Source organism: Achromobacter mucicolens (genome assembly GCF_902859725.1).
GTDB lineage: Bacteria > Pseudomonadota > Gammaproteobacteria > Burkholderiales > Burkholderiaceae_B > Achromobacter > Achromobacter mucicolens.
In genome coordinates, this window is the sequence record NZ_CADIJP010000009.1 from 230,142 (window position 1) to 244,257 (window position 14,116).

General features: G+C 67.4%; 13 protein-coding genes. 8 read left to right on the top strand and 5 right to left on the bottom strand.

Features of this window, described 5'->3' with window-relative positions; translation table 11 throughout:
* On the bottom strand, positions 1 to 432 hold the full coding sequence (locus HV786_RS13875) for a YeeE/YedE family protein (protein WP_128829563.1): 432 nt from the start codon (positions 430 to 432) through the stop codon (positions 1 to 3).
* Positions 429 to 764: an ArsR/SmtB family transcription factor gene (locus HV786_RS13880; protein ID WP_128829564.1), complete on the bottom strand. Its 336-nt coding sequence runs from the start codon at positions 762 to 764 to the stop codon at positions 429 to 431. The genes HV786_RS13875 and HV786_RS13880 overlap by 4 nt, the downstream gene beginning before the upstream one ends.
* Positions 765 to 892: 128 nt before the next feature.
* On the opposite strand from HV786_RS13880, the gene HV786_RS13885 reads away from it, so the two are divergent.
* The 4 genes from HV786_RS13885 to HV786_RS13900 all read left to right on the top strand — a co-directional run bounded on the left by HV786_RS13885 (position 893) and on the right by HV786_RS13900 (position 4,237).
* Entirely contained in the window at positions 893 to 1,756 is an 864-nt protein-coding gene (locus HV786_RS13885) for an MBL fold metallo-hydrolase (RefSeq protein WP_128829565.1), read from the top strand.
* Positions 1,757 to 1,836: 80 nt separating this feature from the next.
* Positions 1,837 to 3,303, top strand: coding sequence for a polyphosphate:AMP phosphotransferase (gene pap, locus HV786_RS13890; protein WP_128829566.1), 1,467 nt, complete (start codon positions 1,837 to 1,839; stop codon positions 3,301 to 3,303).
* 23 nt (positions 3,304 to 3,326) lie between these two features.
* A complete protein-coding gene (locus tag HV786_RS13895; protein ID WP_128829567.1) occupies positions 3,327 to 3,776 on the top strand; it encodes a GNAT family N-acetyltransferase in 450 nt (149 codons plus the stop codon).
* Positions 3,773 to 4,237 (top strand): HIT family protein, encoded by a 465-nt coding sequence (locus HV786_RS13900; RefSeq protein ID WP_056327353.1) that lies wholly within the window; start codon positions 3,773 to 3,775, stop codon positions 4,235 to 4,237. The genes HV786_RS13895 and HV786_RS13900 overlap by 4 nt, the downstream gene beginning before the upstream one ends.
* A gap of 39 nt (positions 4,238 to 4,276) precedes the next feature.
* On the opposite strand, the gene HV786_RS13905 is transcribed toward HV786_RS13900, so the two are convergent.
* On the bottom strand, positions 4,277 to 5,452 hold the full coding sequence (locus tag HV786_RS13905; protein ID WP_175211106.1) for a glycosyltransferase: 1,176 nt from the start codon (positions 5,450 to 5,452) through the stop codon (positions 4,277 to 4,279).
* 518 nt (positions 5,453 to 5,970) lie between these two features.
* Between HV786_RS13905 and tenA the strand changes: the two genes are divergently transcribed.
* The 4 genes from tenA (at position 5,971) to HV786_RS13925 (ending at position 10,802) form a co-directional block, all read left to right on the top strand.
* Positions 5,971 to 6,633: a thiaminase II gene (gene tenA / locus HV786_RS13910; RefSeq protein WP_128830138.1), complete on the top strand. Its 663-nt coding sequence runs from the start codon at positions 5,971 to 5,973 to the stop codon at positions 6,631 to 6,633.
* Between the two features lie 54 nt (positions 6,634 to 6,687).
* Positions 6,688 to 7,452: a uracil-DNA glycosylase gene (locus HV786_RS13915; protein WP_175211108.1), complete on the top strand. Its 765-nt coding sequence runs from the start codon at positions 6,688 to 6,690 to the stop codon at positions 7,450 to 7,452.
* Between the two features lie 276 nt (positions 7,453 to 7,728).
* Entirely contained in the window at positions 7,729 to 9,525 is a 1,797-nt protein-coding gene (locus HV786_RS13920) for a DEAD/DEAH box helicase (protein WP_175211110.1), read from the top strand.
* An 89-nt stretch (positions 9,526 to 9,614) separates the two neighbouring features.
* Positions 9,615 to 10,802, top strand: a complete 1,188-nt coding sequence (locus HV786_RS13925; protein ID WP_175211112.1) for a class I SAM-dependent methyltransferase — start codon at positions 9,615 to 9,617, stop codon at positions 10,800 to 10,802.
* Positions 10,803 to 10,815: 13 nt separating this feature from the next.
* Here HV786_RS13925 and HV786_RS13930 read toward each other — a convergent pair whose 3' ends face one another.
* Both HV786_RS13930 and HV786_RS13935 read right to left on the bottom strand, forming a co-directional pair.
* A complete protein-coding gene (locus tag HV786_RS13930; protein WP_128829568.1) occupies positions 10,816 to 11,934 on the bottom strand; it encodes a tRNA nucleotidyltransferase/poly(A) polymerase-related protein in 1,119 nt (372 codons plus the stop codon).
* Positions 11,931 to 14,057, bottom strand: a complete 2,127-nt coding sequence (locus HV786_RS13935; RefSeq protein ID WP_142055916.1) for a lytic transglycosylase domain-containing protein — start codon at positions 14,055 to 14,057, stop codon at positions 11,931 to 11,933. The genes HV786_RS13930 and HV786_RS13935 overlap by 4 nt, the downstream gene beginning before the upstream one ends.
* Between the last annotated feature and the right edge of the window lie 59 nt (positions 14,058 to 14,116).

Consider the following 14,116-nt stretch of genomic DNA (forward strand, 5'->3'; position numbering starts at 1 on the left):
TCAGCCTCCCACCGCGTGGCGCAACACGTAGACCGTCACAAATCCGGCCGCCATGAAGATCGCCGTGGCGACGAACGAGCGGCGCGATCCGCGGGACAGTCCGCAGACGCCGTGGCCGCTAGTGCAGCCGGACCCGTATCGCGTGCCGATCCCGACGAGCAGGCCGGCCACGATCAGCCGGGGCGTGCTGGCATCGACCGTGATGGACGGCAAGGTGGCGAACAGCCGGTAGACCCACGGCGCGGCGCACAGTCCCAGCAGAAAGGCCACGCGCCAACCCTCGCCGCGCGTCGGGGTGAAAAGACCGCCCACGATGCCGCTGATGCCGGCAATGCGCCCGGCGCCAAGCATCAACAAGACCGCGCCGGCGCCGATAAGGAGCCCCCCCGCCGTACCGGCGAGCGGCGTAAAGGCAGACCAGTCCACGTTCATTTGAGCGATTCCAGTGCGCGTCCGCAGTACAGGCTGGACAGGGTTTTCATCACCTGGCTGACCTCGAAACTGGCCATCTGGTAGTAGACGTACTTGCCTTCGCGCCGCGTGACGACGAGGCCTTCGTCGCGCAACACGCCAAGCTGCTGCGAGAGCGTGGGCTGGCGGATCCCGGTCAGCGATTCAAGCTCGCCGACGTTGCGTTCATGGTGGACCAGCTGGCACAAGAGGAGCAAGCGGTCTTCGTTGGCCAGGGCTTTGAGCAGCGTGCAGGCCTGGGAGGCCGATTCGCGCAGGGAGGCGACTTCACATTCGGTAAGCGGAGCATTCATGGCGAGGTGCTGGCAGAGGGAAAAGCGGGGTAATGGCGCCGTCATTATATTTCTGAATAAACTATTCGCAAATATTATTTTTTTACGTAAACTGTTCCGACGCGACCGCCCTTCATTCCCAAGCCCCCATGAATCCGCACATCCAGGCCTTCTTTGACCCCGTCACCTCGACCATCACCTACGTCGTTCACGAGGCAGGGCCCGGCGGCGCCTGCGCCATCATCGACTCGGTGCTGGACTTCGACCCCAAGTCGGGCCGCACCAGCACCGCCAATGCAGACCGTGTGGCCGAGTATGTCCGCGCGCGCGGGCTGCGGACGGTCTGGCTGCTGGAAACCCATGCCCACGCCGATCACCTGTCCGCCGCGCCTTATCTGCAACGGCAGCTGGGCGGCGTCATCGCCATCGGCCAAAGCATCCGCAGCGTGCAGGGCGTGTTCAAGAAGATCCTGAACCTTGAGCCGGCCTTTCAGCTCGATGGATCGCAGTTCGGCCATCTGTTCGCCGACGGCGAGACCTTTCAGATCGGCGCGCTGACCGCCACGGCGGTGCACGTGCCGGGACACACGCCAGCCGACATGGCCTACCTGATCGGCGATGCGGCATTCGTGGGCGACACGCTGTTCATGCCCGATGTCGGCACGGCGCGCTGCGATTTCCCAGGCGGCGATGCGCACCTGCTGTACCAGTCGATCCGGCGCCTCTTGAGCCTGCCCGACGACACGCGCCTTTTCATGTGTCACGACTATCCGCCCGAGGGCCGCGACGCCGCCTGGCAGACCAGCGTGGCCGACCAGCGCCGCGGCAACATCCACGTGCGCGATGGCATCACGGAAGAAGAATTCGTCGCCATGCGCACCCGGCGGGACGCGACACTGTCGATGCCCACACTGATCCTGCCCGCCATCCAGGTGAACATCCGCGCGGGACATTTCCCGCCGGCCGAGGACAACGGCGTGCGGTACCTGAAGATTCCCGTCAACGCGCTTTGACACCTGGCCGCGGCGCACTTGCGCCGCACGGCCATATCCCGCAAGATCGCCCGATCGCAGCAAACCGATCCGACGCATCCATGTTCGCCGAAGCCGAAGCAGACCCTACCCTCTCCAAAGATGAATTCAAGGCGCTGGAAACGCGGCTGCGGGTCGGACTGCTGAATGCGCAGTACGAACGCCTGCGCCAGGCCGACAAGACGCTTCTGATCGTCGTGGCGGGCATCGACGGGGCCGGCAAGGGCGCCACGATCAACCTGCTCAACGAATGGATGGATCCGCGCCACATCCGCACGCTGGCTTATGGGCCGCGCGAGGGCGACGAACTGGATCGCCCACCGTTGTGGCGCTACTGGCGCGATCTGCCGCCCAAGGGCAGCACCGGCATCGTGTTCGGCTCCTGGTACACGCCGCTGGTCATCGAAGCCGTGCGCAAAAAGCCCAATGCAGACGCCATCGAGGCACATGCCGCCGCCATCATGCGCTTTGAAACGATGCTGGCCTCGGAAGGCGTGCAGATCGTCAAGCTGTGGTTCCACCTGTCGGCCAAGGCGCAGAAGGAACGGGCGCAGCGCCTGCTCGCCAGTCCCGAGACCGCGTGGCAAGTCAGCCCGGTCGACATGAAGGTCAACAAGCGTTTCGACCGCATCCGGTCGGGCGCGCACGTCGTGCTCAATCACACGGACTGCGGTCATGCGCCCTGGGTGGTGATCCCCAGCGCCGACGAGAACATGCGCACCGCGCGCACGGCCGAGGCGGTGCTGACGGCGCTGCGCCGGCGCGGCGTGCCGCGCCTGCCGCCCGCTTTCGTGGCGCATTCCAGCACGACGCGCATCGTCGACCGCCTGGGCAAGCTGGACTATGACGCCAAGGTCGAGAAGGAAGACTACGAATCCGAACTCGGCCTGCTGCAAGGCCGGCTGGCGCTCGCCGCCCGCTCCGACAAGTTCAAGGATCGCTCGCTGATCCTGGTGTTCGAGGGACAGGATGCGGCCGGCAAGGGCGGCGCCATCCGCCGCGTCACGCACGCGCTGGACGCCCGGCAATTCGACATCACGCCCGTGTCCGCGCCCAGCTCGGAAGAATTGGCCCGCCCTTACCTGTGGCGGTTCTGGCGCCGCATTCCCCGCCATGGCCGGATCGCGATCTTCGACCGCTCCTGGTATGGCCGGGTGCTGGTCGAGCGAGTCGAGAAACTGATTCCCCCCGCCAAGTGGCGCCGGGCCTACGCAGAGATCAACGACTTCGAAGAACAGCTGGCGGCCAGCGGCGCGCTGGTGCTCAAGTTCTGGCTGGCGGTCACGCCCGACGAACAGCTTGTCCGCTTTCGCGAACGCGAAAAATCGCCGTTCAAGAATTTCAAGATCACGCCGGAGGACTGGCGCAACCGCGAAAAATGGCCCGAGTACTCGGCGGCGGCCAACGAGATGTTGATGCGGACCGACGTGGCCCACGCGCCCTGGCATCTGGTGTCGGCCAACGACAAGCGTTACGCTCGGCTGCAAGTGCTGCGGCATATCGTCGAAGCCATGGAAAACCAACTCTGAATTTCACCAGGAGGCTCCGCCCCATGAGTACCGCAGATATCCGTCCCATCGTTGCCGCTGACTTCGACGCGTGGCTGCCGTTGTGGAAGGGCTACCAGGACTTCTACCGCGTCAGCATCGACGACGCCGTCACGCGCAACACGTGGGCGCGCTTTCTGGATCCGGCCGAACCCATGCACGCGGCGCTGGCCTACGAAAGCGGCCGCGCGGTGGGCTTGGTGCACTGGATCTTCCACCGCTCCACCTGGACCGCGGGCGATTACTGCTATTTGCAGGATCTGTACGTGGACCAGGAGGCGCGTGGCACGGGCGCCGGCCGCAAGCTGATCGAGCACGTCTACGCCGAAGCCGCCGCGGCCAACTGTGCCCGCGTCTATTGGCTGACGCACGAAACCAACGCGACGGCCATGCAGCTCTACGACCGCATTGCCGACCGGTCCGGCTTCATTCAGTACCGCAAGGTGATGGCTTGAGCGCGCGCGATCCCAACTGTCCGCTGTGCCAGGAAGACGGCGGCACGCTCTTGTGGCGGGGACCGCACCTGCGCATCATCGAGGTCGAGGACCCCGACTATCCTGGGTTTACGCGTGTGATCTGGAACGCTCACCTGGCCGAGATGACCAGCCTGTCCACGCACGGGCGCGACCTGCTCATGCGGGCGGTGTATGTGGTCGAGGAAACGCAGCAGGCGATCCTGACGCCCGACAAGGTCAACCTGGCATCGCTCGGCAACATGGTGCCGCATCTGCATTGGCACGTGATCCCGCGCTGGCGCGGCGACCGGCATTTTCCGGATCCGATCTGGGCGGCGCCGCGCATCGCGCCGGGCGCCGAGCCCGATTCCTGGAAGCGCCGGCAAGAAGCGGTGTCGGCCCTGCTGCCGCGCTACCGCGACCGTCTGGTCGAAGCCATGAACGCGCTGCTGTGGCATTGAGCGGTCCAGCGCACTGACCGTTCTACCGCACTGAGCGTTCTACGGCATCGAGCCGCTGGGCGCCGCGGGGGCCCGCCCCCGCCGTTCTCCCAGCCAGCGTGCGTAAGCCGCTTCGACCAGTTGCGCCGCGCGGTCGACGCTGAAAAGCCCCTGCCCCCGGATGAGCTCCCGGCCCGCCTCGCCCATGCGGCGGCGGCGTTCGGGATCGGCCAGCAGGCTTTCCAGCGCGGCGGCCAACGCCGCCGGGTCGCGCGGCGGCACGAGCAGGCCGGTCACGCCCGCCTGCATGGTTTCGGGAACGCCCCCCACGTCCGTGCCAATCACGGGCACGCCCATGGCGGCAGCTTCGACAAATGCCGTGCCGAAGGCTTCGCGATGGGTCGGCAAGGCGAACACGTCAAACGCCTGCAGCACGTTGCCGATGTCATTGCGCCGGCCCAGGAAGTGTACGCGGGACGCCAGGCCCAGCGCCTGAACCTGACCCTTCAGGCGCTCGAACACCGGCATGCCGTCTCCGGCCAGCACCAGGTGGGCTTGCGGAAACGCGGCCAGCACCCGCTGGAAGGCGTCGATCAGGTCGGCATGGCCCTTTTCCGTGCGCATGACGGCCACACAGCCCACGACCAGCGCATCGCCCGGCAGGCCGAGTTCCTGCCGCAGACTGCCCTTGCCGTCGCCTTCGGGCAACACAATCGGCGAATGGATGGTGGCGACGGCCTCGGGCGCTGCGCCGCCATCCAGCAATTGGCGATGCACGTGCCGGCTCACGGCGATGACGCGGTGGGCCAGCCACGTGTAGGCGTACAGCGAGTTGATCGGCTTGGCCAGGTGGCGGGTGCGCACGATGAGCGGGGTGCGGGCAAGGCGCGCGCCCATTGCCGCGCGCACCGTGTCGCTGCGGCTGTGCGTGTTGACCACGTCGAAACGGCCGCGCGCCGCCACGCGCCGCACGAACGCCACGCTGCGCACGAAATTGACGGCGCCATCCATGTTCACGGTGTGCACGGTGAACCCGGCGTCGCGAAGCCGCTGCGCCAGTTCGGCATGCGGCTGGCAGACCGCTTCCAGGTGATGGCCGCGCTCGCGCATGGCGACCATCTCCTTATAGATACAGAATTCCTGGCCGCCAAAGGCCGTGGCGGCTTCCGTATGCAGGATGCGCAAGGGGCCGCCCGTCCTGGCGTGGCTCGCGGGAAAATCGTCGAAATTCAGCATGGGCGGCGCAGCGGGCTGCTGCAGGGGGTTTGCGCAGGGGCCTGCAGATGCCGGCAAAGGGTGTCGGCGGTGCCAGGCAAGGCAAGGAGGACGGGATGATGGCGTGGCGGCATGACGGCGAGGGGCGCCAGGCAGCCTGGCCAAGCCACGACTTTGGGCGTGGGTTCAAAAAAGGCCGACTGGGTCGGCCTTCAACGGAACTGTTACATAGAATTTAAGCGAATGTAAACCAGAACACCGCAGCGAGACAAGCCTGTCCATCGCGACGCGGGGACGCAGCCCGCAGAAGACGTGATTTCCGTTGAAATTGGCCTCAAATTCAGCGAAGAAAGGTGCATGTTAAATGCGTTCAGTTACCATTCAGGATCTCTCCATCGCGGTTAAACGACGCTCGGACGGGCCGCGCGGGCGGCCTGAATTTCCCCCTCCCTGCATTGGTACTCCTGCCTTGTTACCCTTATGCCCCCGCCGGCGCCGCGCATCCACGCGCGCGCGAGGCGACGCCTAAGAGGAATTCCATGTCTTTCAGCTCCGACGCCTGGGCCCGCAACGCCGCGCTCTATGAAAAGACGCGCGACATGCCGTTCAACCGCGAACTGGCCAGCGGCAAGCTTGCCGAGGACGCGTTCAAGCACTACATGATCCAGGACGCGCACTATCTGGTCGCGTTTGGACGCGCGCTGGCCATTGCCGCCGCCAAGGCCGACGACGCAGACGGCGTCGTGCAGTTTGCCGAAGCCGCCAAGGGCGCCGTCGTGGCCGAACGCAGCCTGCATGCCGGATTCATGCAGCAGTTCGGCATCGACGCGGCCACGTTCGAGGCCACGCCGCTGACGCCGGCGAGCCATCACTACACCAGCTTTCTCATCGCAACCGCCTGGAGCGCACCGTATCCGGTCGCCCTGGCTGCCCTGCTCCCCTGCTTCTGGATCTACGCGGAGATCGGGCGCGACATCCACGCGCGCGCCGTTCGGCCCAATCCGTACGCCGCCTGGATCGACACCTACGCTGGCGATGACTTCCACGCGCTGGTCCGCGCGGTGATCGCCACCGTGGATCGGGCCGCCCAAACCGCCTCTCCGCAGATCGTGGAAGCGATGCACCAGGCCTACACGCACGCCGCTCAACTGGAATGGATGTTCTGGGACTCGGCGCACCGGCAGGCCGGCTGGCCGGTCTGAACGGGCGGGCGGCGCCGGTCGGGCTGACCGGGCGGATATGCCAAAATCGCGCCCATGCCGATCGACAACCGCCTTACACCCAACGCCCTGGCCAAGCAGGCCGGGCAACTGCCTGCCGCCTGGCAGGCCGCCCTGTCCGCCGACCCCGCCGTAGCCGCGGCCCTCGCCGCCGCGACCAGCCATGTCGAAGCGCGTCTGGCGCAGGGCGCCGTGGTGTATCCCGCCACGCCCTTTCGCGCCCTGCAAGGCCTGGCGCCCTCGGACGTACGGGTCGTGATCCTGGGCCAGGACCCCTACCACGGCCCCGGCCAGGCGCAGGGGCTGGCGTTCTCGGTGCCGGACGACTGCAAGCGCCCCCCCAGCCTGCGCAACATCTTCAACGAGATTGCGCGCGACTATCCGGATCTGGGCGTTCCGGCAGGCAATGACCTCACCGCCTGGGCCGAGCAGGGCGTGCTGCTGCTGAACACGGCGCTCACCGTGGAAGACGGCCAGCCCGCCTCGCACGCCAAGCGCGGCTGGGAAACGGTGACCGACGCCCTCATCAAGCTCGTCGCGCGCGATCCGTCGCCCAAGGTGTTCATGCTGTGGGGCGCCCACGCACAGGCCAAGCGGGTGTTGCTGCCGCCCGACAGCGGCCATCTGGTGCTGATGTCCAACCACCCTTCCCCGCTGTCCGCCCGGCGCCCCCCGGTGCCGTTCCTGGGCTGCGGTCATTTCCGGGCCACCAACGCGTGGCTGGAAGACCAAGGGAAAAACCCTATTGATTGGGGGCTGGACAAAAAAATAATTCCCTTGCAGGGTGAATTCAGGTTATGATCGCCGCACTGCACAAAACGAGTTCGGCATTTACCGCCTTGATTTAGCGGAATTTTTTGCAGTCCGCCGGGAAACCAACCCCCGGCCTCATGCCGAACTATCATCGATTCCTGACCCCTTTCCTTTCGCCCTGCGTTCCATCAGTACAAGAGAACGCGCCACGCGCATGGTTGATCCGGTCGGCACGATGCTCCATCAACCGTCGCCTGGATCCGGCCGCCTAATCCCCTGGCCCGACCAAGCACTGCGTCGCATTGATTGCGGCAAGGGAAAGTAATGTCTTTCGAAACCCTGGGTCTCGCGCCCGCCCTGTTGTCGGCCGTTCAAGAAGCTGGCTTCACCACCCCCACCACCGTTCAAGCCGCCGCCATTCCGCAAGCGCTGGCCGGCCATGACCTGATGGTGTCCTCGCAGACCGGCAGCGGCAAGACCGCGGCCTTCATGCTGCCCGCCCTGCACCGCATCGCCCAGATGCCCGCCAACAAGGGCGTCGGCGTGCAAGTGCTGGTGCTGACCCCGACCCGCGAACTCGCCCTGCAAGTCACGGAAGCCACCGCCACGTATGGCCGCAAGCTGGCCGACCTGCGCACCGCAACCGTCGTGGGCGGCATGCCCTACGGCGCGCAACTGAAGGCGCTGTCGCGCCGCGTCGACGTGCTGGTCGCCACCCCCGGCCGCCTGATCGATCACCTGCAATCGGGCCGCGTCAAGCTCAACACCGTGCACACCCTGGTGCTGGACGAAGCCGACCGCATGCTGGACATGGGCTTCATCGAAGACATCGAGACCATCATCGAGCGCCTGCCGCAAGAGCGCCAGACGCTGCTGTTCTCGGCCACCCTGGACGGCACCGTTGCCAAGCTGGCCGCGCGCATGATGCGCGAGCCGCAGCGCATCGAGATCGCCGGCGCCAAGGAAAAGCACACCAACATCACGCAAAGCCTGCTGTACGCGGACGACGCCAGCCACAAGATGCAGCTGCTGGACCACGTGCTGCGTGACGCCTCGCTGGATCAGGCCATCGTCTTCACGTCGACCAAGCGCGGCGCGGACGACCTGGCCGATCGCCTGGCCGACCAGGGCTTTGCCGCCGCCGCCCTGCACGGCGACATGAACCAGCGCCAGCGCACCCGCACGCTGTCGCAACTGCAACGCGGCCAGCTGCGCATCCTGGTGGCCACCGACGTGGCCGCCCGCGGCATCGACGTGCAAGGCATCAGCCACGCCGTCAACTTCGACCTGCCGATGCAGGCTGAAGACTACGTGCACCGCATCGGCCGTACGGGCCGCGCCGGCCGCAGCGGCCTGGCGTTCACGCTGGCCACGCATTCCGAGCGCCACAAGGTCCGCCGCATCGAGCATTACATTGGCCAGTCGATCACGCCTGAAGTGATCGCCGGTCTGGAACCCAAGCGCACCCCGCGTCCGTCCACCGGTGGTGGCGGCGGCAAGCCCTTTGGCAAGCCTTTCGGCAAGCGTCCCGGCGGCTTCGGCGGTTCGCGTCATGCGTCGGGCGGCTTTGCCGGCGCCCGCGACGGCGCCCGCGATGGCGCCCCGCGTGAAGGCCGTTCCTTCGGCGGCCCGCGTGGCGAGTTCAAGCCGCGCGACGGCGGCTACCAGGGCAACCGTTCCTTCGAAGACCGTCCGTTCGGCGACCGCCCGCAGCGTTCGTTTGGCGACCGCCCCAGCTTCGGCGATCGTCCGCAGCGTGAAGGCGGCTACCAGGGCAATCGCCCCTTCGGCGACCGTCCCCAGCGTGAAGGCGGCTTCCGTGGCGGCGACCGCGATTCGCGTCCCAGCTTCGGCGACCGTCCCAGCTTCGGCGATCGTCCCCAGCGCGATGCCCGTCCGTTCAGCGAGCGCGGCCCGCGTGAAGGCGGTTTCCGCGGTGGCGATCGCGACGCGCGCCCCAGCTTTGGCGACCGTCCCAGCTTCGGTGACCGTCCCCAGCGCGAAGGCGGCTTCCGTGGCGGCGACCGTCCCGAAGGCGGCTTCCGTGGCAAGCCCTCGTTCGACAAGCGCCCCGGCGGCCCCGCCAAGCGTTTCACCAAGTCGTCCGATCGCCGCGGCTAATCTGTCCGTCTGATCCGAAAAAAGCCCCGCGGCCATGCTGCGGGGCTTTTTTTTGGGAAAATGCCGGTTTGCCCCGGTACCATCCGCCCATGCAACGCCCCGCCCCCGCCAATCTGCCTCCCCTGTCCCCCGCCGCACGTGAACACAGCGACGCCGCGGCCGCCCACCTGCGCGCCGCCATCACGGCGAGCGGCGGCTGGCTGCCGTTCGATCACTGGATGGCCGAGGCCCTGTACGCGCCGGGACTGGGCTATTACGCGGCGGGCAACGTCAAGCTGGCCGATGCCGACGACGGCGGCAAGACGCCCGCCGGCGACTTCGTGACCGCGCCGCAGCTCACGCCGCTGTTCTCGCGCACACTGGCGCGCCAGGCGGCCGAGGTGCTGCGCCAGACGGACACGCGCGCCGTGCTGGAGTTCGGGGCCGGCACCGGGGCGCTCGCCGAAGGCGTGCTGCGCGAACTGGACGCGTTGGGGCTGTCCGACACGCGCTATCTGATTCTGGAAGTGTCGGCGGACCTGCGCGCGCGTCAGGCCGAACGGCTGGCCCCATTCGGTGACCGGGTGCAATGGCTGGACGCCCTGCCCCACGCGTTTTCCGGATGCGTGCTGGCCAACGAAGTGCTGGACGCGATGCCGGTTTCCCTTTTTGTCTGGAGCGAAGCCGGCCAGGTGCTTGAACGCGGCGTGGCGGTAGATGCCGGCGGCGGTTTCACCTGGGAAGATCGCCCCGCCCCGGCCACCCTGGCGGCCGCGGTCGCGGCGCGCATGCCGGCGCTACCGGGCTACGTGTCGGAGATCAATCTGCAGGGCGAGGCGTGGATCGCGGCGATGGGCAGCTGGCTGGAACGCGGCGCGGCGCTGCTGGTGGACTATGGCTTTCCGCGCAGCGAGTATTACCACCCGCAGCGCGCGGGGGGCACGCTGATGTGCCACCTGCGGCACCACGCGCACGGAGACCCCTTCACCGCACCGGGCCTGCAGGACATCACGGCGCACGTGGATTTCACCGCGATGGCGGACGCCGCGCTGGCGGCGGGAATGCAGGTGCTGGGCTACACGTCGCAGGCGCGCTTCCTGATGAACGCGGGCCTCATGGACCTGCTGGCCGGCCTGGATCCGTCCGATGCGCAGGCCTACGCGCAGGCGGTGGCGCCCGTGCAGAAGCTGCTATCGGAGGCGGAGATGGGCGAGTTGTTCAAGGTGCTGGCCGTCGGCCGCGGCATGACGGCGCCATTGAGCGGATTCTCGCGCGGCGACCGGCTGGGCAAGCTGTAGCGCGAAACCCGGCTCAGACTGCCTGCAAATCGGCCAGACGCGCCAGGCGCGCCTGGCGCACGCTTTCCTTGATGCGCGCCGGCTCGCCCGCGCAAGCCTTGGCGATGGCGCCCGCGTCCACGCCGCGCACCGCCGCCACCCGCGATTGCCACGCGGGAAGGTCAACCGCGCGCAACACGGCCGCGGCATCCAACAGTTCAAAAAAGCGTTCCGGCTTGCGCAAGGCATCGGCGCGCTCCATCAGCGCCAACTGCGCATCGGCCCTGTCCGGGCCATCCGGCATGCCATCCTGCGCACCCAATGCGTCGAGGACTTCAGGCAAGAGGCGCGCGTAGTCGTTGCATTCCGTGGGCACGCGCATCCGCCGTCCCAGCGCTTCGCGCTGGGGCGTCAAGCGGCACATCAGCGCATAGCGGCTTGCCAGAGGCAAGCCCTGCCGCGCAGCGCGATCCAACTGCGAAGCCACTTCGTCCACGCCCTGCAATTCGGGCATCACGCGCGCCAGCGCGCCGGATTCTTGCAGCACGCCCAGCATGCGCGAAGGCGCCTGCGCCATCAGGCCGCGCGACAATTCCTTCCAGACGCGTTCGGCCACCAGCGCATCGGCCTCGCCGGCCTCGACCATGCGGCGGCACAGCGCCATCGTTTCCGGCGCAATGCTGAAATCGCCAAAGCGCGCGGCAAAGCGGGCGAGGCGCAGGATGCGTACGGGATCCTCTTCGAACGCATCGCCCACATGACGAAAGACCCGGGCGCGCAGGTCGTCCGCGCCGCCCAGCGGGTCGACGAGCCGGCCGTCTTCGTCCTGGGCAATGGCATTTACCGTAAGGTCGCGCCGGCGCAGGTCGTCCTCCAGCGTGACGTCCGCGCCCGTGTAGAAGGTGAAGCCCTTGTAGCCGCGCCCCGACTTGCGTTCGGTGCGCGCCAGGGCGTATTCCTCTTTGGTGCGGGGGTGCAGGAAGACGGGGAAATCGCCGCCGACGGGGATGAAGCCGCGGCCGGTCATGTCTTCGGGCGTGGCGCCCACCACGACCCAATCGTGATCGCCGTGCGGCAGGCCGAGCAGCGCATCTCGCACCGCGCCGCCAACGATATAGGCGCGCAGGCCCTCGGTCGCCGGATCGCGAGTCATGGCGCGGCGGCGGTTTCGGTGCCTGCCGGCACGACGTTGCCCAGGCGCTCCTTCAGCGATTGCGGCTGGCCGGTGAACATGGCCGCGTAATACGTGGCGTTGGACATCACGTTCTTGACGTAGATGCGGGTTTCGGTGAACGGAATGGTTTCGGCAAAGATGGCGCCTTCGACGGGATGCGTGAAGGTCGAACGCCAATTGCGCGGCCGGCCGGGACCCGCGTTGTAACCGGCGCTGGCCAGCATCTGCGAGCCGTTCAAATCGCGCAGCACGATGTTCAGGTAGTTCGTGCCCAGTACGGTATTGGTGTCGAAATCGTTGACGCTGGCCGGCGTGAAGTCGCTCATGCCGATCTTGCCGGCCACCCACTTGGCCGTGGCGGGCATGAGCTGCATCAGCCCCGAAGCGCCCACGTGCGAGCGCGCATCCATGATGAAGCGCGATTCCTGGCGGATCAGCCCGTACACCCAGGCCGGATCCAGCGCGATGGCGTTGGCCTTGGCGGTGACGCGGCCCTCGAACGGCGCGATGAAGCGCTGGCTGAAGTCGAATTCCTTTTCGGTGCGGTCCGACGTGTTGACCACGCGGTCGTAGATGTTCTCGGCGCGGGCCAGCTCGGCGGCGGCCAACAGCTGGCGGTCGCTCATGCCGCGCAGCGTGAAGTTCCATTCGGGAACGGCTTCGGCGCGCCAGCCCAGGCGGAACAGCAGCACGGCGCGTTGCAGGCCCGGATTGGCGCGGGCCTCGGCGATCTCGCGGTCGCTGATGGGCGCGGGGCGCGGCGGCACATTGATGCGGCGGCCCAGCTCTTCCGCGGCCAGTTGGCCGTAGAAATCAAAGCGGTCGGCGATGCTGGCGTAGGCGGCCTGCGCCTTGTCCTTGTTGCCCGTCGCGGCCTGGCCGCGGGCCTTCCAGTACACCCAGACCGTCTCGGCCTGTTGCGAAGGCGGCATTTCGTCGATGGATTCGATGACCCACTTCCAGTCGATTTTCGGCTGGCGCAACGCGGCGCGCACCTTCCAGGCGGCGTTGTATTCCGTCATGCGGATATGGCCCGCCTCGCGGTACCAATCGTTGGCCCGGCTGTCCAGGCCCAGCGCGGCGGTCAGCGCGTACTGGCCGCGCACCCACGCCAGGTTCGACTTGGACATCGACTTGGCCCATTCGCGGCGCAGGTAGGAGTCGGCGACGCTGACGTCCGAGCGAGCCAGGCGGGCCAGCGCGATCGTGACCAGTTCCTTTTCGTTGCGACCCACGGGCATGCGGTCCTGCCGCGTCAGCCACTTCATGGGGTCTTTCATGATGACGTCGTAGGTCTTCACGTCGCGCGGCTCGAACATGTACTGCACGAACTTGCGCGCATCGGTGGTCTTGTTGGCCTCGATGGCATCGCGCAGCTGCGGCTCGAGCTGCTCCCAGCCCAGGATGCCGTCGGCCACGAGTTGGTCGTACAGCGCCCAGCACGCGCTGCCGGGCGAAAACACGGCCATCGCCTGCGCGGCCGTGGCGCGCTGGCCGGTCATGTGCTTGCCGTCCAGGATGGCGCATTCGATCTGCGCGTTGCTGTTTTTGACGGGCGCCAGCTTGCGCACCGTTTCGAAGTCGCCGCTGCGGGCGGCGGCGAGCAGCCAGTCGCCGCGCAGGCGGTCGGCCAGGTAGGCGTCGCCATTGCTGTTGATGAACTGCTGCAGGGCCGCCACGGGCCGGCCCGAGGCGGGCGGCGTCCAGAGCTGATAGCGCAGCAGCCAGTATTCCGGATACATGCCCAGCGGGTCGCCCTTGGCCTGCGGCACCAGGGCGCCCAGCACCGACCACTGCTTGCGGTTCATGGCTTCGCGGGCGGCGACCACGGCGGCCAGCGCGGGCGTTTCCGCGGTCGGCGGCAGGCCCGCCAGCACCACGGGAGGCACGGCGATCATCGGCTGGGCCGCCTGCACGGCGGGCTGAGGCTGGGGATTGACGGCGGCGCTGCGCTGCTGCGCATCGACGGGCGCACAGGCAGCCGTGAAAAGCGCCACCAGCGGCAGCAAGCGGCGCAGCCCGGCGCGGGCGTCGGCGGCTTGCAACGACGAATTCTGATACCGTGGGGGCTGCCGGGCGCCTGTCTCGCGACGCACCCGCATGCTGAGCATACGCATGTTCGTCTTCAGCATGTTTGCCTTCATATTCAACCCCCCGGTTA